Origin of the sequence: Methanohalophilus euhalobius, assembly GCF_900215215.1 — an archaeon.
GTDB classification, from domain to species: domain Archaea; phylum Halobacteriota; class Methanosarcinia; order Methanosarcinales; family Methanosarcinaceae; genus Methanohalophilus; species Methanohalophilus euhalobius.
In genome coordinates this window covers 39,669-62,931 of record NZ_OBDR01000003.1, presented here as the reverse complement: position 1 = coordinate 62,931, position 23,263 = coordinate 39,669, and the positions used below count along the sequence as shown (strand labels likewise).

Here is a 23,263-nt window from a genome sequence, read left to right as displayed (position 1 = left end):
TACTCATCTTTTTCTTCGATATATCCCATGGCCTTAAGATCACACAATTGGTTGTATGTCATTCCCCTGGGATTTTGATATTCCAATGTTGACTGCAATGGTCTTGACCTACTTGATGGCCAACTGGATCTGTTCAAGGATCAACTACTTACATCACGATACATGATGCCATAAACGCAGCAAATTATAGCAATACGACCAATGTTTATCCTGGAACTTACACAGAAAATGTGGACGTGAGCAAAAAACTAAACATAATCTCCGAATTTGGAATCGCAAGGGAGATGAAAGAGAATGAAGAGAATGAGAAACAGAGACTAATTCTTATAAAATGTACCCCTCTGTGACACCACCACCGGCCCAACTGCTGGGTTCTGCAGCAAATGCGGCATGACATTAACTGCCAAAAGTATGGTGAACATACAGATAGTGGCGATGAGGTATTGACATTACTGATGGATACCATCAAGCATAATACTGATATGCTTATTAGAGATTTACAGGAAAACAAAAAGAAAGTCTGGTAATTGAAAAAGAAGATTATAACAAGGATTCTGCAATTGGCCGTAAAAAATATTAATATCGCCTTCAGTGGGGACTATTATGAGAAAGCCAATATCTTTATTCAGAGGGAAAGCAGGAAAAATGCTGCCACTAGCAGCAGTACTATTTCTCCTGATAGGATTTGTGCTTGGAGTAGGTTTGATGACATTTTTTTATCAGGGAGGCAGTACTGTTGATTTTGCCGGAGAAAATAGTATAGACAATGTAACATATGCAACAAGTTCCAATAAAAATTCAAGTGAAACATATAAAATATTATATCAACAAATTATTGACTCTGTGGTTTCTGTAAAAGTACAGGGAGAAATAAACGGAAATCAATTTAAAAGTGGAGGATCGGGATTTGTTTACGATGAAAAAGGACACATAATTACAAATCAGCATGTTGTGGATAATGCTGATTCAGTAGAAGTATATTTCAGCAACGATATCGTAAGAAAAGCCAAGATTATTGGGACCGATAAATATTCTGATATTGCAGTTTTGAAGGTAAAAGAAGATCCTTCTAATAAAAATTTCACAGCTCACCCACTTCCAATGGCTAATTCATCCGAAATAAAGCCCGGACAAATAGCTATGGCTATAGGCACACCACATGGACTTGAAGGTAGTGTAACTCATGGTATAATTAGTGCCACAGGAAGAACAATGTCTACTTCCAATGGATTTTCAATCCCAAACATGATACAGACAGATGCCCCTTTAAATCCAGGAAATTCTGGAGGCCCTTTAGTTGACCTTTCAGGTCAGGTAGTTGGTGTAAATAGAGCAAAGAGCGGGGATAATCTTGGGTTTGCTATCCCTTCCAATAAAGTCCAAAGAGTTGCGAATGCTATAATTGAAAAAGGTGAATATGAACATTCATGGCTGGGGGTGCAGATGCTTCCTGTAAGTTCTAAAATGGCAGATTTTATGAATCTCAATGATGAAGCTGCAAGAGGTGTTATGATCGCTGCCGTCATTGAGGATGGACCGGCCTATGATGCCGGGTTGAAAGGTGCTAAAAGTATAGAAATCGATGATCAAATGGCTTTTGTCAATGGTGACATCATAGTTGCAATCGATGATAAAAAGATGTATGAAAGTGATCAAATAATTACCTATATCGACAAAAAAAGGCCATCAGAGACTATAGAGGTTGATTACTATAGAAACGGAGAAAAGATGACAACGGAGGTGAAACTGGGAACTAGACCAAATTGATTTATATTTTAAAAACAGAATGTTTTTACTTTTTATTTTATATTTTTATTTAAAAAATATAATTGAGAGGAAATTGTTAACTTTGATTGTAGCAGATATAATTTCCTTCAAAATAACGTAGGTTTTTAATTCTTAGAAGCATTACCATCTCCAGTAGAATTCTCAAAGCTAGTAGAGGTAGTATTCGCTTTTTCAATGGATTCCACTGTTATATCAAAAACTACATTTTCACCTGCAAGTGGAGAATTGGCATCCAATACAACATGAGTACTATTTACGTCCTTTATTGTAATGATACCCATCTGTGTTTTCAGTTTTTTACCTTCTGAAGGGGTTGTATTTGTACCGGTCACATTTTGGTACTTGTCAATCGTGACAGCCTGTACAAGATTATTCTTATAGGGTCCAAAAGCTTCCTTTGCTGAAAGGTTCAAGATCTTTTCCTCTCCTTCAACCATACCTATAACCCCCTCATTGATACCAGAAAGCATTTTTTCTGAGCCAACTTTAAATTCAAGTGGAGATGCCGGTGGAGTTATATTATTTTTTACAGCAATTTCTTCAATGGATGTTTCAATAATATTACCATTTTCATCCATCAAAGTATAATTCATTGTAATAATATCGCCTTTTTCAACAGATTTCTCTGTCGAAAGATTGCTTATTTCGGCACAACCGCTAAAAAGGACAATACTTCCAAGCAATGCCAAGGTTATGAGCAGATTTTTTCGTATCATCATGGCCGCCAATGAATCCCAAACTAATATTTTTTTTGGTAATTGCCATAATCTAAAAGAGCAGTTAATTTTTCTAAAATATTACAACTTTTTTGAAATATAACATATAGAAACATTATACTAATTTCTAGAAAATAATCCATGATTCTTATATACATATAAACCCATGACAATGATAAAAGATCAGTACAAACAAAATCAAGGAACTTTTTTACTATAAAAACAGTTGTGTATTAATCATATTTAAATGGAATGAATGGCATCAAAATGGGGTTATACATATAGTAACTCAATGATGCTGTATAAACTGACATTGGAGAAGAACCATGATAAGTTACCTGCTTATTATTCTTGGAATCGTCTTTCTATATATGGGAGGTAACTGGTTTGTTGAAGGGGCGTCTGCCCTTGCCAAACGGCTTGGTATATCTTCATTGGTAATCGGTCTTACAGTTGTCGCATTCGGAACATCTGCACCAGAACTTATTGTAAACATTATGGCTTCCTTTCAGGAAAACAGCGGAATGGCATTTGGAAATATTATAGGGAGTAACCTTATCAATACTCTTCTAATATTAGGTCTTGCGGGGGTAATAGCGCCTTTATCTGTACAAAGTTCAACTGTTTGGAAAGAAATTCCTCTCTCAATGCTTGCTGTCCTTGTTTTGGTGGTCTTATCAAACAAAATTGCTTTAGCTGATGATTCAATAAATGTCCTTACTAGAGTGGATGGACTCATATTGCTTTTTTTCTTTTTAATTTTCGTGTATTACATATTTGAATCCATAAAAAACAATAAAGTCAGTCCTTCCAACAAAGTCGAAAAATATTCGGGGATGAATATTTCACTCATGCTTATAGGTGGATTGACTTCATTGATCATAGGTGGAAGAATGACTGTGGATGGTGCAGTTTCTATTGCAAGAGATATGGGGATTAGTGATTTTCTTATATCTTCAACAATAATAGCAGCAGGGACGTCATTACCAGAATTGGTAACTTCGGTTTCTGCTGCTATTAAAAAGGAAATGGACATATCCATGGGAAATATAATAGGTTCGAATATTTTCAACATCTTCCTTGTAATGGGAATTTCTTCAACGATTTCTCCTTTGATGGTGCCCACAGGTGTCAACACAGATCTAAGTATCCTGGCCATAGCAACGTTTTTGTGTTTTTTATTCATGTTTACAGGAAAAAAACACAGCTTAGAAAGATGGGAAGCAATAATCTTTGTGACGATGTATATAGGGTACGTCCTTTTTATTATACAAAGGGGTTAAATTCATCCTACTAACATCATCAAATAACCTGAAAAGATAGGTAGTATAAGATTGTCATTTTTCAAAAGGTTGAGTACTTGCCTCATAGAAGAATTAGTCTTCATGTCTCTCCCGATTATGCTTTCCAGCAGCATACTTCCTGTACTTGCTACAAGTGCCTGCAGAGATGAAACAAAAAATACTGCTCCTGAAAAAGCAGCTAATGCTCCTACAATTGTTCCTTCAAATGATTTCCTTTTGGAATAGGGCAGTTTATTCTTACCGATCATTTTTCCAGAAATCGTTGCAATCCCATCTCCCAGGGCAGTTATCGCGATTGAAGCATAGAGGATAGAGGTTGGAAAAAGTAACAGCGATATGCTAATACCAATGTGCAATAAAAGTGTTGGTTTTAAAGGAATGTAATTCTCATGTCGACGACTCCAACGTTCTGTCATTTCACAAACGGGTTGGTAATGCATTTTGCGAAGAATTAAAACTACTAGTATTGCAAAAACATATAACAATGTAAGCAGTATTAAAATTTCAAGTGCAAAATCACCTGAAATGTATATAAGTGGGATATACAGAAGACCTGAGAGTACATGTATGGCTTTGCGTTCCAGGTCACCCTTTAGATCATGATTCAAGTTTTCTTCTCCAAACATTGATTGTATATATTAAATCCAATAGATAATATTGAAGCTGATGGAAATTTAATATTAATCGAAATATCAATTTACATAATAGCCGACAGGTAAGACTTAGTTAGTCTTACCTGAATTGGCCAGAACAACCATTTTATCCCCTTTTTCAATGATGTTTTCAAGCGGGGGGTTAACCATGTTTTTCCCATTCCTGTTCAAAGCAAGAAGTGTCATTCCTCTATTTACTCTCAGGTGCATTACTGCATCCTCAATTGTTTTTCCGTGCAATTCTGCAGGGAAGTTAACTTCTATAACATCGTGACCTTCAAGGGAGCTGGTTATATCTGATATCAGATCCACGACATTGGGTTCATGGACACCTGATGCAAGTAACCGGCCGGTTACAGAATCGGTATTGATCACATGATTTGCACCTATAGTTTTTATAGTCTCCACTTTTTCTTCAGACACGATAGTTGCAATGATGTTTGCATCAGGGTTTAATTCCCTAACCATTGCTGTGGCGAGGATGGTTGTACTGTCATTTTCAGTTGCAATAATAGCATGACTGGCAGTTTCGATATTCGACTTCCTTAACACCTCTTTTTCCAGAGGATCTCCCTTTACAAAGTGAACCCTTTCTTTGAAAGGATTTGTTTCATACAATTCTGAAACAAGGCAGATTTCATACTTCTTGTCCATCTCCATTACAATTGATTTTATAATCTCGTTGGAATCTCCAAGCACAACCACATGATTTTGTTGTTTTGATCGGCTCAATCCTCTCACCTTCTTTCGATGTATGTCATAAACCAATACAGCTGCTGTAGGTAGCATCAGGACCCCGGTAACCATAAAAGGGATATAAAGATATCTTGCAAGAGAAGAAGAGGGAGCCACATCTCCAAATCCCACGGTCGTCAGGGTTGCAACTGTGCCGTATATTGCCTCATTTAAGGTTTTCCCGTCTATCATATAGAGAATAAGAATCTGGGCTATGGCACTTACAAGAAAAACAGCTGCGACTTCCCGTTCACGGTATTCTTTTCCCTTCACTAATCCAAGGATGGACTTCTTAATTTTCCTAAGCGGCCAGAGTACCATATTATCATTTGAAATTCACATGCATTTATTTAAAAATTATCCTGCAACCGGCTCTGTAGAAAACCACATTTGAATAATTACTGAAATAGAAATATACTTATCAAGATTATGAGATAACAACTTTCACTTAATTTTTTCAACCTAATTCCTGTGTTTTTTGGAATTTATTTATCATATCTATCTATGACATTACTTTTCAAAATAATTTTCTGCACTATATTATTTATATGCAACCATTTTATGATTCATTTTTTCACTCCTACCTATAACACCTAAAATAAAATGCGGCTGCCGGGATTCGAACCCGGGTTCTAAGCTTGGGAAGCTCAGGTCATAGCCACTAAACCACAGCCGCTCAATCAAGATTCAATGGATTCTGTAGATAATAAAGGTTTCGTGGGAGAAGGCATTGCCCTCTGCCCCTCATTCTTCAGTGTATTTGTCGATGATCTCCTCAAAGGAGTCAACCACATAGGAAAGGTTGTCCCTGCCAACCTGATAGGTACTCAGTTTGAAATACTTGGTGAGCCCCCCCTTGATACCATGGATATTTCGTTTTTTGAGTTCCTTATAAAGGAAATACCTGCCTTTCTTGGCGGTCTTGGAGATCTCATAGAACGGCGGGGTTTCAAAGAACATCAGGTCATGATTGTGGGGTTTCTGTCCCACCTGGATAAGCCCGAGTTTTTCTACTTTTTCCGAGAACCAGCGGGCATTGGCAATTTCTTCCTCCCAGTGTTTGGTACGCTCCACAACCTGGGGGAATGAGGCAATCATTGTCATCAGGCCGGCACCCCTGGAGGTACAGCCCAATAGCTCGATTTCCTTTTTCTTATGGGTGGGAGATTTCCTCAAAACGGTATCTGCATATTCTTCCTGTACACCCAGCAGGCCAATAGGGCCGGATGATGCCATTGACTTGTGCCCACTGGCGGCTATGAAATCGGCTCCCAGTTTCTTTGCATCTATAGGCATCCTGCCCACGGAATATGCGCAGTTTAGAAGCAGTGGTACATCATACTCGTGGCATATATCTGCTACTTTCTTTGCATCTGCCAGATTACCGTAATTGCCGTCAGGATAGGTCAACAGAGCCAGTGCAGGAGGCTTGCCCTGGCTGGCAACCTTTTCGATAGCCTGTCCGTAGTCTTCAGGATCAATAGAATATTCAGGATTCCCGGAGCTTTCCACCTTCTCTATTTCCAGATCCGCCCTCTGGGCTGCAACATAAGAGGAATAGTGAGCCAGCCCGTCAAGTACAACAGTATCACCGGGTTTACCTATTGAGTGCATCACCACAAACTTAGATTCCCGGGCGCCATGTGTGAGCCTGACCTCATCAGTACCTATGAACTCGGGAAGGGCTTCATGAACAAACTCATTCACTGGAGGCTTCTTTATGAGGTCCAGGACTCCGCCACAGAAATCACAGATCGAATAACCGTCTCCCCATTCAAGCAGGGCTTTGCGTGCATCCTCTGTCAGGATACCTCCGGTTTGCAAGGGATCGATATTAATGGCATCCTTTGGCCCCCTTTCGATAAACCCGAATTTTTTCAGTTTATCTTCATCAAGTGACATACTGGCTCAGGTCTCCTGCCAGATTATGCAAGGGCTTTTTCGAAAACACCACTGAACTCATCGCATTCTGCAGTGAGTTTCACCGCTGCATCCCTGATTGCCTGCACAGGGTCTTTGCCATCAGTCCTGACATAGAAGATAGGTTCACTGATACTTACGTGAAGCATATCGTAACTTGCGATATCCACATGTTCATCTTCAAGCAGGAAATGCTTAAGCATGTTCAGCAAGGTGTGGCTTTCTCCCTTTATTTCCACTTTAATCTCATCATCCTTTTTCTCAATGATCTTCAGTTCCATGATAAATCTCCTGTCCCTGTTGTGTTAGATAATTCCTGTTCCATAATCAGCTGAAAGTTTCCGCTTTTCAGTCTTGCCACAGGCGGGACATTTCAGTTTCCCCTCTTCAATAGCCAGGGGTTCACCACATCTGCCACAAATTGCGGACATAACACCCAGTTCCCTGGCGGCAATACTCAGGCGCATGCTATCAGTATCAATCACCTTTGCCTTAACAACATCCATGAGAGCAAGCTCATTGGCTATGTTTTTGACATAATCTTCCTTGATATTTGATATGTGGATGGCGGCAATTCCCGGATTGTTGACTTCCCTTTCTCCATGACCTTTTATGGCCGCTATCTGTACAAGTGCCATAGAATCACGTACATTCACCACATTGCCGACTACAATATCATCTTTCTTTATTACAGGTGGAAGTTCGGATGTAGCCCGCACGGAAACACTACGCTTTTTCCTGTCAACCTCAACATTTCCTGTTCTGGTCGAATATATGTTTCCTCTTAATGTATAGGTCCCTTCACCGGCTTCAAACTCTTCGTTAGTACCAACAACATCACCGGGCAGCACAAACTGCTCTTCAATGTGTTTTTCAGCTTCTTCTTTGAGGTGCTTTTGAGTTTTCTCCTTTTTCAGGTTCTCAGGATTCTTCCCCTTGGCCTCTCTCTTTTCTTTTTGCTGGCCATTGTTTTTGGGATTTTGATTTTCTTCTTTTTCGTCCTTCTTTGAAGAACTTTTAATTTTCCTTCTGGTGGCCTTCTTCTTGTTGCGTATCCTAATAATAATCCCTCTTGGTTTCAATAATTATGATGTGATAAGGAGTTTATTCTGTATATTTCTACCTCAATTCGTTCTACATCTTTTTTATGGAATTTAAATGTTCTTTTTAGCGGGAAAGATGTAGTATACCACTCGGTAACAACTGATGGCTTTATGTATTGTCTTATAAAGTTAAAACTTCCGCTGTTATGAATCGAATAGATAGTATTCCCTGCATTTAGGGCAGCTGAGAGGAAAGGTCTGTCATTTCCCTTACATTGGGCGCCAAACGGGGGATTCATTACAACAGTGTTCGCTTTTCCATTTACCTTTTCTATAGGGCAATTAACAAATTCGACTTCAACATCCATCAACACGGCATTTTCTCTTGCAACATTTATTGCTTCCGGGTCACTATCATATCCGACAACCTTTGTGGCTCCCAGCAATGCGGCACCGATTGCAAGTATCCCGGTGCCACATCCCATATCAAAAACCGTACCTTCAATATCTCCCTTCATGTATGCGAAATGTAATAATTCAGCAGCAAGAGGTGCGGGTGTGGCATATTGTTCCAGTGCAGGATCGGGATCCTCAAACCCCCTGACCTTTTGCAATAACATCTCGAGTTTTCGCTGTTTCATCTCTTTTGAAACAGGAGACTCCTTCCGTAAGGTAGGAGAGGAATGTTTCTTACTTTTGTTTTGCATACTTATCACGTGAACTATTTATGTTATTGTGGTTAATATATGAGTATGGATAGGACTATTAAATTGAAACTTGATATGTCTGAGGAAGACAAAACAAGTCTCAAAAACACTGTTGTTTGTTTTAACAATGTGTTCAACATAGTTGCTGAGTATGGGTTTGCCAATCATACTCATTCCAAAGTCTCTATCCATCACGCTACTTACAAAGACATTAGAGAACAGTATCCACAACTTCCTTCTGCACTTGTTCAGGGTGCAAGGGATGTTGCCTGTGAAGCACTCAAGGCTGTTAAGAAAATGCGCCTTCCTGTGAGTAAACCTTTCTCTGCAATCAGATACAATAAACGTGTTATCCGTATTATTTTTGAACATGGATTTGCTTCTATTGCATCTGCTGATGGCAGAGTGAAGGTCCACTTTACACTCCCTGAATACTACAAACAATATATCAATTGGGAAATCAGGAGTTCTACACTTAGGTATGACACAGCAAACGATGTGTTCTATCTGCATGTAACTCTTCGAAAAGAATCTCCTGAACCAACTGGTAATACTGTTATGGGTGTAGACAGAGGGATTGTTAATGTTGCTGTATGTTCTAATAATGTCTTTTTTAACAGTAAAGAGGTCAAAAACACAAGGGCCAAATATGCACATCTCAGGCAGGAACTTCAGTCCAAAGGCACCAAATCTGCTAAACGTCTCTTGAAGAAGATTCGCAGAAAGGAAAGACGGTTTGTGACTGATGTTAATCATTGTATTGCCAAAGAAATTGTCAATATGCCTTATGATGTGATTGCTCTTGAAGATTTGACAAGTATTCGTGTCCAGAATCGAAAGGGTAAGAATTTTAACAGGAAACTCAGCAATTGGAGTTTTTATCAACTGGAACAGTTTATTCGCTATAAGGCAGAAGCCCTTGGAAAACGGGTTATTTCTGTTGACCCCCGGTATTCCAGTCAGAAGTGTTCCAAATGTGGACATACTTATAGGGGAAACAGGGATGGTAGTTCTTACCGTTGTCGCAATTGTGGATTTCAAATACATGCTGACCTCAACGCTGCACGAAACATTGCTCATGCAGGTATAACTTGCCTGAGTAGGCTGTCTGTCAACCAGCCGAATGTAGGGATGAGTACTGTACAGGATACAGCACAATGATTTACTTACAAGCCCCTTCCGGCAGGGAGGGGTAGTTGACCTATCATTCCCTTATCTCATCAAAAACCAGTTCTTCCCATTCACGTATCCCCAGTACGATCTCAAATTCAGGGGGAGTTAACATGGGGGCCGGGAATCTCCCTGCCTCGTCGATTGCAATCCTGGGACATGCAGTATTGACATATGCATCCGCCTGGAATTGCAGGAGCTGGTCGGGTGTTATGAGATCCATTGTTACAATTGATGCCTCTTTTCCTTTTTCCCTGGCAATGTCCCTTATATTCCTGGCAAGTTCCATTCTTTCCTGACCGGGTTTAGTGGACACCAGTATACAGAACCTCTTTCCTTCCATGGTTTTTGCAATTGCTGCATATCTCTGTTTCATGATTTGCTTGAGGTCGATGTACTCTACGGATGAAGTAAACGGATTCGCACAGAGTATGGGTTTGCCTGTTGAAAGGGCTATACCCAGCGGATGAAACTTCCCGCCGCCAATATACAGGTATTCTTCACAGGTTATGTCATATGCAGCTGAAAAATTGCAGCCAAGTACCTGTCCCGGATGCACGATCCTTCCATCTCCTTTTCCGATAATGGTTTCGAATCCTTTTTTTTCAAGGATTTTCCTGACTTCTTCCAGTTTATGCACGTGCTGTACAGTCGTAAGGAGGCCTATCCTTTTTCCTTTAAGTTTGTCTGCAGCCTGAAAAACCACATTACTTATATCGAGGTGTGAGGGTGCTTCAATATAAACTACATTTTCAAAAGGTTCAAGCCTGGAATGGCCGAAGTGGAATACAAGATCGGTATCTTTGACAAGTTGTATATCAAGATCACATGCCCCATAACAGGGGTTGCCTGAAATGAGAGTTTCTGCATCGGTATTATCCTCTATATATCCCGCGATCTTCATTGCCTGGCGTTTGAAGCCTTCAGGCAGCTGGAGGCCGACCTTTGTGGCTTTTTCCTGAACAATCATATTAACAATGGATTCCAGGTCAATGTCAAAATTCTCAATTAGTTTCACCGGTGTCCTCCAGTATTGAAACCCCGTCCTCATTCACAGCTATATCTACAAGTGTTTTGACCCTTATTCCTTGTCCTGCAAGTTGCTGTACACCATCTCCCCTACCTATAATAACTACTATATCGCTTATAGTAACTCCTTTTTCTTCCAGGGCCTTTACCAGAAAGCGCAGGGTACCTCCTGTGCTGATTACGTCATCAACAAGCAGTATACGTTCACCTTTTTCAACGCCGTTTATATAAAGTTCACCTTTAGAATATCCTGTGCTCTGGGATATCCTTATTTCACCGGGCAATTGGTATTGCCTTTTGCGCACGATAGAAAATGGGATGCCTGTTTTCAGGGATATTGCTGTTGCAAGGGGAATTCCCATCGCTTCAATAGACAGGATCCTGTCGACGTTCATATCGCAGTACTCTATGATGTAGTCACTGATCTCATCAAGCAGTCTGGGATCTATTGCAGGTACACCATCTGTAATCGGATGTATGAAATAGGAATATTTACCTCGTTTTACAATAGGGGCTTTTTTCAGGGATTTCTTGAGTATTTCTAACATATTTCACCCCGATAATGAGAAGAATCGTCTTCCTGGATGGAAGAAAGATTGAAGGCAGGAATAAATGGATTTATATTTATAACTGGCGGCTGGTATCTGCAACACCTATTTATATAAAACCCCTCTCCTCAGGGACAGGATTCAGAGATCATGCATCTTACAGAGGACATTACAATATGTCAGGCAGCTGCGGATGATAGGACAGCTATAGACTCGTTGCTATCTACCTATTTTCTCGATGGGGAAGATCTGGATACAGGGAATTTTCTGCTGGCAAGAGTTGATGATAAGATAGTGGGCACAGTAGCATTTGTAAGGGATAACGTTGAGGAGGTGCATAGTGTTGCAGTACACCCTTCATTCAGGAAAAAGGGAATAGGTGCTTTGCTGGTCTCCAATGCCCTGAATTTCTCATCGGGAAATGCAGTATATGCAAGAACCACAGCACCATCCTTTTTCAGGAAATCAGGTTTTATTGAAGTAATCATTCCCTCCAGAGAAGAATTGTGGGATGATTGTGCATGTTGTGAATATCTGGAAAATTGCAGCCAGCACGTGATGGTGTGGAGGAGAGAATAATATGCAGACCCCAGGACCCGCACATTTTAGCATAATGATATATAGCACGTGATGGTGTGGAGGAGAGAATAATATGCAGACCCTTGGAATTGTCAATACTTATGATCGTATAAAGGTCCTTGATGCCCATTATAGGGCTATTGCACGGGCAGCCCCGATTTGCAAGATATTTGGTTTTAGCCTTGCCCTTTTTGATTTTCCTTTTGATATGGAAAAAGATGAACTTGTGAAGTATGTTGTGGAAAAGACAACAATAGGGGAATCAGGCGCCTATCTGCAACAGCTCAATGAAGACCATCATTTTTTTGTACAGGACCTTCCAAAAAAAGGTTTTCCGGCACATTTTGGCAAACCTGTTGCAACCACTTCCAGAGCAGACGAATCAAAACGAATGACAGCTATGGATGCTGCACAGGGAATATTGCATCATGATTCCTACCTCTTCCTCGTTGGACTTGGCAGGAAAGGATTGCCAAAATCAATTATAAAACAGGCCCCCAATCATCTTGATATAAGTAGTGGGGGTACTTCCTGTGAAACATGTACGGCTATGGGAGCAATCCCTGCCTATATCATGGGCATAGTCGAGGGAATAAAAAGTAATAAGCACAAGTCCCATAAATCTTTTAAGCACTTTTCCTGATAATTCCTACAATGAGTCATAACCGGGTAGCATTAGTTCGCTGTATGGATTATTCCACCTCCAAACAGGCAGTCAGGGAAGCAATCGACCTGCTTGGTTGTTTTGATGAAATCAAAGCAGGTATGCGCATCTTGATTAAACCCAATGTGCTTACTGCCCGGGAACCAGAAGATGCAGCTACGACCCATCCCTCTCTTGTCCGTGCCGTATGTGAAATTGTAAAGGAAGCGGGTGCTCATCCTGTTGTAGGGGATTGTGCCGGTATTACATCTGCCGGAGCAACCGCACAAGCACTCGAGAAATCCGGTATAAAGCAGGCTGCTCTGGAGGGTGGGGGTGAAGTTGTAAATTTCCAGACTGCAGGTTTTAGTAAAGTAAAACCTGAAAACCCCCTGCGTTTGGATGAGATCTATGTGAGTGACAGCGTATTGGATGCTGATTATATCATTAACCTGCCCAAACTCAAGACCCATGAACTCACAACGATGACAGGTGCAGTGAAAAATATGTTCGGTGCTGTTCCGCTGCGCATCAGGAAGGAAGCACATATGATGGCTGACCCTCTGATATTTAGTGAAATTCTCCTGGATATTTACAATGTGGCAACTCCACAACTATCACTTATTGATGCGGTTGTGGGAATGGAGGGGGATGGTCCCTCCAGAGGCAAACTTATTACCAATTATAAAAATTTTAAAGTCAAAAGGTTAATAATATTTGCCTGTTTTTCGATAGTAACTAGCATATCTAAAGAGACTTCCACAAAAAAAACCGATCCAAACAGCAAGAAAAGTTACATTTTCATATCGTGGCAAAAAAATACTGAAAAAAATCATTGCAATTAATACAAAAGATTGAAGTAGAATACCCCATAATTTAGTGTTCTTCATATGTATCACCAAAATTAAATAGGCTGATTTGAAAATCAGCCAAGTTACTTTATTTAAATCTTATACCAATTAGAACCTATTTTAACATAACCGAATCCTAATGTGGGATAACTAAGTGCGTCTGCATAAGGTATTTTAACATCCAGGCTCTCATCTGAATTTTGTTCTGACCAATATACCGTCTGTATTGCAATAACCAGCACTGCAGCTATTATATCAGCAAATGGAAGTACTCCATCTAGTGAAGATGCCAAAGCTCCTGCACAAACGGAACCCACATTCGCAACATATGATGCATCACGAGGGGAGAAATATATATGAACACCGCCTGTCAATTCATCTCCATATGATTCCACATAACTTCCATTCCAAATTCAGATCTTGCTGCTGAGATTGTGGAGGCAACTAATAAATCATCGTTGAATTGCTCCGAGGATAATTTTTTAACAGATTTCAGCTCGCTCTTGTTTACAAATGCAAAATTAGTTCTTTTAGGATTCTTGTCATCTGCCCAAGAAATCGCATATGCAACTGACCCATCATCTGCATTGATTGATACAATTTTTTCGTATTCAGTTTCTTTTAGTACTTTAATATTTTTTGATTTTTGTACAATTTCTTCTTTAGACAATGATACTTCATCTGTAATGTCTATTGTATTAACATATTCATCTTTTTCTGACATTTCAGCTTGTGCCATCACACCAGGAACAAAAGCCATACTCAAAATAAGCATCGCCATGAAAAGTGAGCCTATTCTTATACCTTTACCATTCTTCATTTCTTCTTACCTCAATTTCATTCTCCAGAGGCAAGATAAGCCAAACTTTAAGTATCCTCAAAGCCAACATAATCATGCCTCCGGGCATGGGGTTCAGTTATTCCGTCAAGACTGGCTGAACCCCACTAACATCGTTATGATGTTGCATTATGTTCTAACTATGTCACATAATAAATACTTTCTGCCAATGCCATGAATCTTGCAAAGGACAGACAAATGAAATGGCCATAAAAATTCAGTAGTTCACTAATTTTTCCTTTTTTTGTATTTAATCGATTATATCACCTCAAACACTCCACTACTACTCGAATCCTCAACTTTCTCCTAAGCCAATCCTCTATCAAGAGAAAGAATTTATCGAACCTGAACATATCCTCATTGATAGTAGGAGGACCTTGTTTCACTCTGGTAAAATGCTTTTTCTGGAGATATAGCCATACATTTCTGAGCAGGAATCATATTATTGTAAAGAAATATCTGAAAGTTACATCTTTTGTTGATGTCCTTGGTTTAACAATATTTCTCATCCTGTAAGATGATTCGATAGCAAACCGTCTTTTGTAGACGTTACTAACCTTCCTTGGAGACCACTTAACTCCATAAACAACAAACCCAAGGTTTTCACATTCATATTTTCCTCTTTTACCTTTCAGATACTTCACATCAATTACAATATCCAGCTGAACTTCTTGTCTTTGAGCATTCTTCATTACATATTCAGCAGACCTTGCTTTTCTCCCGATAAACATCTGCTTGATATTGTTTCCTCTTCTTACGACTGGAGTAATATGAGGATTTTCTTTATCTTGCAAAAACTCAAAGACATCTACTAAATAGAACTCTCTGTCCAAGCAAAGAAACTTATTTTTAAAATCTATTTTTTAAATAAGATCAATGAAATATCTGAGATAATTGACTTTTGCTTTATCTCTCTTCACAGGAAGTCACTGCTGGCCCGACTGCTTTGAATCAGAGTTTGCAGACAGGGCTTTTGCGCAACCACTCAATGTCGGACTGGTATAATTCACGCAGGTCCTTCAAACCCAATCTCAGCATTGCCAGGCGGCTGACACCCAGACCCCATGCCAAAACCGGTTCTTTGATGCCGAGAGGTTCAGTGACCTCTTTTCTGAATATTCCGGCACCGCCGAGTTCAACCCATCCAAGCTCCTCAATATATACCTCGGGTTCGACACTGGGTTCGGTATAGGGGAAGTACCCGGGCCTGAACCTGACGTTCTCGAATCCCATCCTGTGATAGAATTCCTTCAGGCATCCCAGCAGGTTGGCAAAGGACATGTTCCTGTCCATTACCACGCCTTCCAGCTGCTCGAATTCCGGGGTATGTGTGGGGTCAATTGTTTCCCGGCGATAGGCCCTGTCTATACAGAAAGCTTTGACCGGTGGTTCGGGATTATCTGCCAGGTGTTTGATACTGACCGAGGTGGTATGCGTGCGCAATACGTTGCGTTTTGCGACATCACTATCCCATTTGCCGCCCCATCCCCTGGATTCAATGTCACCGCCCTTTTCATGCATGGAACATACCGTTTCCACGTATTCATCCGGCAACTGTGAACGGGATTCCAGATGGAATGTATCCTGCATTTCCCGGGCAGGATGGTCCTGTGGCTGGAAAAGGGCATCAAAGTTCCAGAAGGAGCTCTGTATAATATCTCCCTTGATTTCAGTGAATCCCATTTCCAGGAATATCTGGCGCATCTGGTCTATCAGGCGCTGGTAGGGATGGACCTTTGCTGCAAAAACTTTCTTTGGCGGTTTATCGATATTGTAGGAGCGAAATGTCTTGTTTTTCCATTCCCCGCTCTTGAGCATCCGGGAGGTCAGCTGGGTGATATCTTCGGTAAGTTCTAGACCGGATGCAGCGATTTTTTGGCCCTCGGCTGAAATTGTGATAGTACGGCTTTTGGTTTCTTCTTTTTCTACCAGTTTGCGTTTGACCAGGTCTTTCATAACCTTCTGGTCAATTCCGGTTTCTTCAAGGGGAACTGCCGTCTCACCGAGTTTTGCCAGGGCGATCTCGTCATCGGTTTCGCATACATCTGCTGCGGGTATGATATTCCCTTTCTCAACAGATGCCCAGCCTTTTCTCTTGAGCCATCCGGTTGCAATTCCCACCATCTGGGGGGAAAGCATTTCCTGCAGGTCCTTTATGGAAGTGGGGCCGTCAATCCTGTTGAGCACCTGTCTCTCGGGGAGGCCCTTTTGTGCATATTGCACACCCTCTGCACTGAGGCGATATTTTTCCGATACTTCATCCTTAACTTCTGCAAGACCCTTTTCTTCAAGCAAAAAAGAGGCCTGTGTAGCATTCTCTATTTTCAGGGATGTTCCATCGGCTATATCTGCGGGACTTGCAGTACCTTTTTTTTCGAGGAAGAGAAGTACTTCCTTTTCATTCAGTGTAAGATTGAGGTTTTCCATAGTATCTCCCTTTAAGTATCAGAGTCCGTATTCTTCAAGTCTCTCGCGTGCCAGTTCCCTTTTTTCCTGATGGTCTTTGAGGAATTCTGCCATACGTTCTGCTGCCAGTCCCTTGCAACTTCCGCACATGCGACTGCCATCCAAACATTCGGAATGAATTTGTGCCAGTTCCCCGTCGTCGTCACTAAGATGGAATACGAGTAACTCATAGACCGAACATTCGTCGGGCTGTCCCCCGAGTTCCTTTTGTTCCTTCAGGGTCATACGCCCGCCCGTCTTTGCCTTCTTAACCTTGCGGGCGGCATCATCCGGATCATCGGTAAGGGCAATCAGGCTGTCAGGTACACTGCTTGACATCTTACCCCCCTGCAAACCGGACATAAAGCGATGATAGGTCGAAGCCGGTGGAAGGAATCCATATCCTCCGTTATTCATTTCGACTTCCATTGTGATTTCCTTAAGTTTGGTCAGGTCGTCCACGCCAAAGATATCTACATGCCCCTCGAACAGTTTCGTATCCCAGGGCAATGCCTCTGAAACCTCTTCAAGTGCATCAACAGGTGCGGTCTTGCTTCGGACACTGACAAAGGGCACGTTATTCTTATCCGTCCTTTTTTCGATAAGGAACATGTTCATTTTGTTGGCAAGTCCCCGGGTGAGTCTCATGTGCGGGTCCTGATCGGCCCCCGCAGGAACAACTGTCGGCTTGGGTCCGCCGAATTCTTCAAGTTCGGGCTGGAGGATATCCGCACTCTGTGAGAGGGCACTGACCATATGTGCTATATTGGTCTGTCCATTGAAACCATATATGGCGCTGAGTTCCGAGAAATTTGCCTTGACACCCATTTCAAAGGCCAGATCCTTTACATTTTTGGATTGGGACTGGAAATAAATATGTCCCTCTGGTTCAAATCCCAGGGCAATCAGGCTAAGGATATATTCTTCAATTCCAATTTTTTTACATTTTTCCCAGGAATATCCCCTAACTGAATATGCTTCCCTGTCGGCAATACCCACAAAAGCCTCACCGCCCATCTGCTGGTGCCAGACGATCTGGTCCATGACCATTTTTCCACCAAGATGGACTTTTCCGGAAGGCATGAACCCGCTCATTACCGCAAACGGGTCATTGTCGTTCATGGCCCGGGTTATCATGTCATAATCTCTGTGGCCAAAGATAATCTTCCTTCTCATGTAAGAGCTGGGTTGCTCAATCCCGAACAGAAGTTCATCAAAACGCTGTATTCCAAATTCATCGAACAATTTTGAATAGTCGTCGATATTTGACGAGCCCCAGGGATCTAGTTTCACATTCATGCATATCCTCAAGATTAATCTGGTTTATTTTGTCATTGGTATGATTTATTAGATTTTGTCAAATGGATAGGGAGGGACAGTTCCATCTGGAATCTTTTCCACAAGTTCAAGATATTGTGGCATCTGCATCTGGCAGAATACATCCCCGGATTCAAATCGGGGGGCTTTTTTCATGTTCTTCCAGATGTCTCTTAACTGTTGGTCCTGTATGTTGCCAAAACTGAATGGGATATATGGGCAGGGCTTGACCGATCCGTCCACGCAGATATGCATCCAGCGCTGAGCCGCCATGCAACCCAGCATCTCACCTTCAAAATAACTATTGGTAAATATTCTGGGGCCCGTTTCTGTGGAATTGGCCTTATGGTGCATTTCAAGGACTTTTTCCCTGTCCTCAGATGAGATAATAGCATCACCCTTTTTTTTCGGAGCGCTTTCCCAGATTGAAAATTCGCTCACTCCCATCTCTGTTGCAAGAGCATAGAGTTGTGGGAGTTCATCCATATTTTTCGGGGAGGCATGGGTGCACATAGTGACTAATAAATCGGCATCAAGTCCATATTTAATGGCAGCTGTAGCCATATCAAATGCACCCTCAAGTCTTCTTACCGCATTATGCTTTTCGGGATTGGTGGAATATATACTGACTAAAAGATTATGCAATCCCGCTTCCTTTAGCTTTCTTGCCGTTTGAGGATTCATGTCTGTTCCAGGTGTGTACATATTGACAATTGCACGTTCCTTGTCGACATACTCTATTAATTCAAAAATATCTTCCCTGAGAAGAGGATCTCCTTCGGTAAAAATAATTATGAATGCACCCATATCAAGAGCATCATCTATGGTTTTCTTGACAGTTTCTGTGTCAAGATCTTCCTCTCCACCACTTATAACGCAATGGTCACAATTACATTTGCATTGTCGTGTGATCTCAAAAGAAACAGTTTCAGGTACTCGTCTCCCCAAAGCATGCTGTACTTCAGCATTAAGGAGTCTTTTAAAAGGGCCGCTCGGAATTGGAGGCAGCCAGGTAGAAGCAATTACCCTGTCCTTGCCAATATGTACGGGCTTTTCTTCCCTTAATCTTTCATTAATTTTTTTCAGGATAGGTGAGCAGGCATATCTAAGCTGGCCCCGGGAATTTAACTGTAAAGAGCCGTTTGAATCTTCGAGGTCAATGTTTAGGCCGGGAATCGAAAAAATATTGATTCCCTGGCCCTTTTCATCGACTGCCATTGGGTATTGCTCCTTAATTAGCCTTCTCTGCAAAAGCCAGGTTTCCACTGATTTTTTTGATCCTGATCTTTAAGACATCGCCCTTGGCAGTACCAGGAACGAAAATCGTGAATTTTGCCATCTTGGCGATTCCGTCTCCCTTGGAACCAACAGCATCAATCTTGACTTCATATTCTTTCCCCTCTTCAAGGGCTGATTCAGGGGTAGGTGCAGTGGCTTTCCTTTTCTTGACAGGCCTGTGCGCACCACATGCGGCACATCTCATCATTAGGACTCTGTCAACCTTCACAAGTTTCGTATCTGGCCTGTTGCATTCCGAACATATGACATATTCATCAGCATATGCAGTTATGTTGGACTTGATAGCCTGGACAGGGAACTTCCCCTGAAATATGGCCTTGCCACCTTCGACCTTACCGGCGGTACCCAGTTCCCTTGTGAGGTACTTCATCAGATGATCAGCATCACGGTTAAGGACACTTCTAATTTGTGCAAAATTGTCCAGTACCGTTGTTTTTCCCTCAAAATAAACCTTGGGTTCCGGAATTACAAAACGTTCTTCATCTCTTGTTTCGGTTTCCGGTAGATTTTCCATTGCCTGGTCAAGCAAGGATTCATAATCTTCCATAAGTGTCCCCTCCTCAAAAGCTGGTTTTATTGTACCAGCTCTGCGCCTTCATCAACAACAATTCTTATTGGTGTTGGAAGCTTCTGTCCTGCTCTTTTAAGTGCAGCTTTTGCATGCTTGAAGTTCTTCTTATTGACAGAAACAGTGAATATCTTCTGCCCGGCAGAGACTCTTGCTGCAGTACCTACAGCTTTTCCGAATGCTTTTCTCATACCACTGGATACACGGTCTGCACCTGCACCGGTTGCCTGTTTGTTTTCTCTCAGAACCTCGTGGGGGTAAACTCTTAATTTGAAATGGTAACTGATACGGCCCACTTTGGAAAGCATATGTCTGTTAGCTGATATCCTTGCTGCTTCAAGAGCTGTATGTCTCATCTGACATTTCTCTTCAGATATAAGTGACATCTTGACCTGAAAATCTGCGGTCTTATTTCCCATGTCGTAGTGTATTACCTGACTTCCCGGAACACCACCCATGTACTTTCTGCGTGTATATGAGCGCTGTTTAATGTTCCTGTACATACTTGCTGGTTTTCTTGTCATGGACTAAAAGCCTCCTTGGAATGATAATGATGTAGAATTATCCCATTCTCGAAAGTTTTGGTTTCTTATTGAGATTTACATATTTTAATGTATTGATGGGATGGTGTACTATCTTATATTGCCCCTCCATATTGTCTGGTAGTTAATAAGTCTTATCGGTCATTTGTTGTATTTGTAAAGGGTATGCAGCAGAAATTATAATATATGCAGTTTTCTATATGTTCTTTTATGAGCTCCAGCACCAAAGAGCATAAAAAAGGAACTGATAAAGTATATGCCTTTAGTCTTGTAACCATCTCAACTTCTCGTTTTAATACATATGGATCTACAGAATCACCCTCTGCTGCGGATGATGTCTCGGGGCAACGAATGTCAGATCTTATAGGGGCTGCCCATCACAATGTATTGTGCTACAGGCTTGTGGCAGATAATATCGCAGATATAAGAAAAGAAGTCCTGTCAGCGATCTTTAATGGAGCCGATGTTGTGATCACTACCGGCGGCACAGGCTTATCTGCTTGCGATGTGACCATAGAAGCCCTTTGTCCATTATTTGAAAAAGAACTTGAAGGATTCGGAGAACTTTTCCGTCTTAAAAGTCTGGATCAGATAGGGTCTGCCACAATATTGAGCAGGGCAACTGCAGGTATCATACAGGGTTGTGCAGTTTTCTGCCTTCCTGGTTCTCCAAAGGCAGTGGAACTTGCAGTTGAGGAAATCGTAATTCCTGAAGCCGGACATATAGTAAAACATGCAAGATCGTAATAACTGAGGGTATTATCAGGAATAATGTTATTAAGGGCTATCCTTATATAATAAATTAAAATAGAGAGTTCAACTGGAGTATATGACATCCTATTCACTGGGCATTGAAGAGCTGGATAATATTATCGGGGAAATCCGTGGAGGAAGCAATCTGATGGTAATAGGTCCTCCTATGAGTGGAAAGGAAGATGTTGCATACCACATTCTTAAAAATGGTCTCAAAAGGCAAGAATCTTCGGTCATAGTCTCTACAAGAGAACCGGGTGAACATGTCCTGGAATGGTTCACCTCCTTTGACAAAACCCTACCTGTCTCCAACATAGGGATTGTGGATTGTGTAACAAAGACGCTGGGGATGGCAGCTGATGATACTGATAACATAAAACGTGCTTCTAGTCCTGTGGATCTTACAGGTATAGGTGTTCGAATAAGTCAGTTTTTTGAACAATTCTGGATGAAACGTCAAATATCCCATAATATTCTCTGTATTAATTCTGTCTCCACCATTCTCATGTACTCTAATATCCAGACGGTATTTCGTTTCATGCACGTGTTCACAGGCAGAATCAAAGCCATAAAGGGGCTTGGTTTATTCGTAGTTGAAGACCAGATGCATGACTCCCGTACAATTGCTACCTTAAAACAACTTTATGATGGTATGATTGAGGTGCAGGAAGAAAACGGCAGTCATTACCTACGTGCAGTAGGCATATCTTCCAAACCCACTCCCTGGTTTGAGTATTTGGTGGAAGATGGTTCTATATCCATTCAGGGCATAAAGGAAGACTGAATGCTTTTCTTTAAGTTAGTTATATATACTTCATGCAGGTCCCTATAGGCAGGTGTTATTTGATGGATAAGGATAAAATAAGGAAATTTAGGTCAGAAGCAACTCACCTGAAACCCATTCTTACTCTGGGTAAAAAGGGAATTGATGATGCGGTTGTAACTGAATTGAAAAAACAAATTAAAGCCAATCATCTTGTCAAGGTAAAAATCCTCAAAAGTTTTCCCGGTGAAAGTATGGATTCAATTGCAGAGGAACTGGCCTCTCTTACATCCACTACCCTGATAGATGTGCGTGGAAGGGCGATAGTCCTCTACAGGTAATTAATCCATTTTATGCCCTGCCAGGATTTCCACATCCTGCATCACAATGAGTTCATCAGGAACCATTTTCTTGAGTTCGGGCAGGGTGTTACGCAACTTTTCTTCTTCATCCACGGCCTGTACTATGATTGGGAGGTCCATTCCAAGCCTGAGGATACTTGCTTTATGGATTACACTGTGTACTCCATATCCCTCGATTCCCTTGATTGCGGTGGCACCGGCAACATCATTTTCAAGCAAGAACTCGATGATGGCTTGATGGGCACTTTTACCTTTGTATGTATCATTTTCACTAAGATAAATTGTCAGTATTTTGGATTGCATATGGTCCCCTTTCTTTGTTCAATTCTATTTTTAAATTAGGTTTGCCATTAACTGCCCGAGTCCGGCACCGACAATGCAGAACATGCAGTTAAGCATTATATTTGTAAGAAAACTCCGGTTTGTCTGTTGTTCCAGGAGTGCAAATGATTCATAAGCAAAAGTGGAAAAAGTGGTGAATGAACCCAGAATACCTATATTCAACAGGTAAAGATGCTGCAGGGAATGGGAATATGTAAGATATGAGAGTATTGTTGTACCAATTATGTTTACTGTGAGTGTACCTGTAGGTACATTTCCCCTTTTAGGGGTCATTCCCGCGACTATATACCTGAGTGTTGCACCGATAAACCCACCGATGCCAACAAGTAAATAGCCTGTCGGATCCAT

Annotated in this window: 27 protein-coding genes, 1 tRNA gene and 2 pseudogenes; 10 read left to right on the top strand and 20 right to left on the bottom strand. The window is 41.3% G+C overall.

Annotated elements, in window-relative coordinates:
* Positions 1-372: 372 nt before the first annotated feature.
* Together CP947_RS11020 and CP947_RS04170 are read left to right on the top strand one after the other, a co-directional pair.
* Positions 373-447: pseudogene (locus CP947_RS11020) on the top strand (hypothetical protein); the annotation flags it as partial.
* 156 nt (positions 448-603) lie between these two features.
* On the top strand, positions 604-1,767 hold the full coding sequence (locus CP947_RS04170; protein ID WP_096711991.1) for a S1C family serine protease: 1,164 nt from the start codon (positions 604-606) through the stop codon (positions 1,765-1,767).
* A gap of 125 nt (positions 1,768-1,892) precedes the next feature.
* On the opposite strand, the gene CP947_RS04165 is transcribed toward CP947_RS04170, so the two are convergent.
* Positions 1,893-2,504: an FKBP-type peptidyl-prolyl cis-trans isomerase gene (locus CP947_RS04165; protein ID WP_241645835.1), complete on the bottom strand. Its 612-nt coding sequence runs from the start codon at positions 2,502-2,504 to the stop codon at positions 1,893-1,895.
* A 326-nt stretch (positions 2,505-2,830) separates the two neighbouring features.
* Here CP947_RS04165 and CP947_RS04160 point away from each other — a divergent pair, with 326 nt between their 5' ends.
* Entirely contained in the window at positions 2,831-3,787 is a 957-nt protein-coding gene (locus tag CP947_RS04160; RefSeq protein ID WP_096711989.1) for a calcium/sodium antiporter, read from the top strand.
* 2 nt (positions 3,788-3,789) lie between these two features.
* Here the strand turns inward: CP947_RS04160 and CP947_RS04155 are convergent, their stop codons facing one another.
* The 7 genes from CP947_RS04155 to CP947_RS04125 form a co-directional block, all read right to left on the bottom strand.
* On the bottom strand, positions 3,790-4,416 hold the full coding sequence (locus tag CP947_RS04155) for a diacylglycerol/polyprenol kinase family protein (RefSeq protein WP_132130926.1): 627 nt from the start codon (positions 4,414-4,416) through the stop codon (positions 3,790-3,792).
* Positions 4,417-4,530: 114 nt separating this feature from the next.
* Positions 4,531-5,517: a potassium channel family protein gene (locus tag CP947_RS04150; RefSeq protein ID WP_096711987.1), complete on the bottom strand. Its 987-nt coding sequence runs from the start codon at positions 5,515-5,517 to the stop codon at positions 4,531-4,533.
* A gap of 283 nt (positions 5,518-5,800) precedes the next feature.
* Positions 5,801-5,872: transfer RNA gene (locus CP947_RS04145), tRNA-Gly, on the bottom strand.
* Between the two features lie 68 nt (positions 5,873-5,940).
* On the bottom strand, positions 5,941-7,098 hold the full coding sequence (gene pscS / locus CP947_RS04140; protein ID WP_096711986.1) for an O-phospho-L-seryl-tRNA:Cys-tRNA synthase: 1,158 nt from the start codon (positions 7,096-7,098) through the stop codon (positions 5,941-5,943).
* Positions 7,099-7,121: 23 nt separating this feature from the next.
* Positions 7,122-7,397 (bottom strand): DNA-directed RNA polymerase subunit L, encoded by a 276-nt coding sequence (locus tag CP947_RS04135; protein WP_096711985.1) that lies wholly within the window; start codon positions 7,395-7,397, stop codon positions 7,122-7,124.
* 24 nt (positions 7,398-7,421) lie between these two features.
* Positions 7,422-8,198, bottom strand: a complete 777-nt coding sequence (locus tag CP947_RS04130) for an exosome complex RNA-binding protein Csl4 (protein ID WP_096711984.1) — start codon at positions 8,196-8,198, stop codon at positions 7,422-7,424.
* Positions 8,195-8,800 (bottom strand): METTL5 family protein, encoded by a 606-nt coding sequence (locus CP947_RS04125; protein WP_096711983.1) that lies wholly within the window; start codon positions 8,798-8,800, stop codon positions 8,195-8,197. Before CP947_RS04125 ends, CP947_RS04130 begins: the two co-directional genes overlap by 4 nt.
* Positions 8,801-8,905: 105 nt before the next feature.
* Here CP947_RS04125 and CP947_RS04120 point away from each other — a divergent pair, with 105 nt between their 5' ends.
* Positions 8,906-10,027 carry an RNA-guided endonuclease InsQ/TnpB family protein gene (locus CP947_RS04120; protein ID WP_096711982.1) on the top strand — a complete coding sequence of 374 codons (1,122 nt, stop codon included), beginning with the start codon at positions 8,906-8,908 and terminating at the stop codon, positions 10,025-10,027.
* 43 nt (positions 10,028-10,070) lie between these two features.
* Here the strand turns inward: CP947_RS04120 and dph2 are convergent, their stop codons facing one another.
* Both dph2 and hpt read right to left on the bottom strand, forming a co-directional pair.
* Positions 10,071-11,054 (bottom strand): diphthamide biosynthesis enzyme Dph2, encoded by a 984-nt coding sequence (gene dph2, locus CP947_RS04115; protein ID WP_172425451.1) that lies wholly within the window; start codon positions 11,052-11,054, stop codon positions 10,071-10,073.
* Entirely contained in the window at positions 11,041-11,613 is a 573-nt protein-coding gene (hpt, locus tag CP947_RS04110; RefSeq protein WP_096711980.1) for a hypoxanthine/guanine phosphoribosyltransferase, read from the bottom strand. The genes dph2 and hpt overlap by 14 nt, the downstream gene beginning before the upstream one ends.
* Positions 11,614-11,763: 150 nt before the next feature.
* On the opposite strand from hpt, the gene CP947_RS04105 reads away from it, so the two are divergent.
* The 3 genes from CP947_RS04105 to CP947_RS04095 all read left to right on the top strand — a co-directional run bounded on the left by CP947_RS04105 (position 11,764) and on the right by CP947_RS04095 (position 13,680).
* Complete coding sequence (locus CP947_RS04105; RefSeq protein ID WP_096711979.1) at positions 11,764-12,192, top strand: GNAT family N-acetyltransferase; 429 nt, start codon at positions 11,764-11,766, stop codon at positions 12,190-12,192.
* Positions 12,193-12,265: 73 nt separating this feature from the next.
* Positions 12,266-12,835 (top strand): DUF531 domain-containing protein, encoded by a 570-nt coding sequence (locus CP947_RS04100; protein WP_096711978.1) that lies wholly within the window; start codon positions 12,266-12,268, stop codon positions 12,833-12,835.
* Between the two features lie 11 nt (positions 12,836-12,846).
* The gene (locus CP947_RS04095; RefSeq protein WP_243641520.1) at positions 12,847-13,680 is read left to right on the top strand and encodes a DUF362 domain-containing protein; all 834 of its coding nucleotides are present in this window, start codon (positions 12,847-12,849) and stop codon (positions 13,678-13,680) included.
* A gap of 98 nt (positions 13,681-13,778) precedes the next feature.
* On the opposite strand, the gene CP947_RS10715 is transcribed toward CP947_RS04095, so the two are convergent.
* The 8 genes and pseudogenes from CP947_RS10715 to CP947_RS04060 all read right to left on the bottom strand — a co-directional run bounded on the left by CP947_RS10715 (position 13,779) and on the right by CP947_RS04060 (position 20,677).
* On the bottom strand, positions 13,779-14,060 hold the full coding sequence (locus tag CP947_RS10715; protein WP_243641521.1) for a hypothetical protein: 282 nt from the start codon (positions 14,058-14,060) through the stop codon (positions 13,779-13,781).
* A complete protein-coding gene (locus CP947_RS10710; protein ID WP_243641522.1) occupies positions 14,057-14,506 on the bottom strand; it encodes a hypothetical protein in 450 nt (149 codons plus the stop codon). The genes CP947_RS10715 and CP947_RS10710 overlap by 4 nt, the downstream gene beginning before the upstream one ends.
* A 281-nt stretch (positions 14,507-14,787) precedes the next feature.
* Positions 14,788-15,450: pseudogene (locus tag CP947_RS11110) on the bottom strand (ISH3 family transposase); the annotation flags it as partial.
* Between the two features lie 25 nt (positions 15,451-15,475).
* Positions 15,476-16,951 carry a phenylalanine--tRNA ligase subunit alpha gene (gene pheS, locus CP947_RS04080; RefSeq protein ID WP_096711977.1) on the bottom strand — a complete coding sequence of 492 codons (1,476 nt, stop codon included), beginning with the start codon at positions 16,949-16,951 and terminating at the stop codon, positions 15,476-15,478.
* A gap of 18 nt (positions 16,952-16,969) precedes the next feature.
* A complete protein-coding gene (locus CP947_RS04075; RefSeq protein WP_172425450.1) occupies positions 16,970-18,268 on the bottom strand; it encodes a tryptophan--tRNA ligase in 1,299 nt (432 codons plus the stop codon).
* A 48-nt stretch (positions 18,269-18,316) separates the two neighbouring features.
* Positions 18,317-19,504, bottom strand: coding sequence for a radical SAM/SPASM domain-containing protein (locus CP947_RS04070; protein WP_096711975.1), 1,188 nt, complete (start codon positions 19,502-19,504; stop codon positions 18,317-18,319).
* Between the two features lie 13 nt (positions 19,505-19,517).
* Positions 19,518-20,132 (bottom strand): translation initiation factor IF-2 subunit beta, encoded by a 615-nt coding sequence (locus CP947_RS04065; RefSeq protein WP_096711974.1) that lies wholly within the window; start codon positions 20,130-20,132, stop codon positions 19,518-19,520.
* A gap of 26 nt (positions 20,133-20,158) precedes the next feature.
* The gene (locus CP947_RS04060; protein ID WP_096711973.1) at positions 20,159-20,677 is read right to left on the bottom strand and encodes a 50S ribosomal protein L16; all 519 of its coding nucleotides are present in this window, start codon (positions 20,675-20,677) and stop codon (positions 20,159-20,161) included.
* Between the two features lie 228 nt (positions 20,678-20,905).
* On the opposite strand from CP947_RS04060, the gene CP947_RS04055 reads away from it, so the two are divergent.
* From CP947_RS04055 to CP947_RS04045, 3 genes are all read left to right on the top strand, one after another.
* A complete protein-coding gene (locus CP947_RS04055) occupies positions 20,906-21,442 on the top strand; it encodes a MogA/MoaB family molybdenum cofactor biosynthesis protein (protein WP_096712142.1) in 537 nt (178 codons plus the stop codon).
* Between the two features lie 82 nt (positions 21,443-21,524).
* Positions 21,525-22,232, top strand: coding sequence for an RAD55 family ATPase (locus CP947_RS04050; RefSeq protein ID WP_096711972.1), 708 nt, complete (start codon positions 21,525-21,527; stop codon positions 22,230-22,232).
* Between the two features lie 62 nt (positions 22,233-22,294).
* Complete coding sequence (locus tag CP947_RS04045; protein WP_072360618.1) at positions 22,295-22,552, top strand: YhbY family RNA-binding protein; 258 nt, start codon at positions 22,295-22,297, stop codon at positions 22,550-22,552.
* Here CP947_RS04045 and CP947_RS04040 read toward each other — a convergent pair whose 3' ends face one another.
* Positions 22,553-22,876: a DUF190 domain-containing protein gene (locus CP947_RS04040; RefSeq protein WP_096711971.1), complete on the bottom strand. Its 324-nt coding sequence runs from the start codon at positions 22,874-22,876 to the stop codon at positions 22,553-22,555.
* 30 nt (positions 22,877-22,906) lie between these two features.
* A complete protein-coding gene (locus CP947_RS04035) occupies positions 22,907-23,263 on the bottom strand; it encodes a fluoride efflux transporter FluC (protein ID WP_096711970.1) in 357 nt (118 codons plus the stop codon).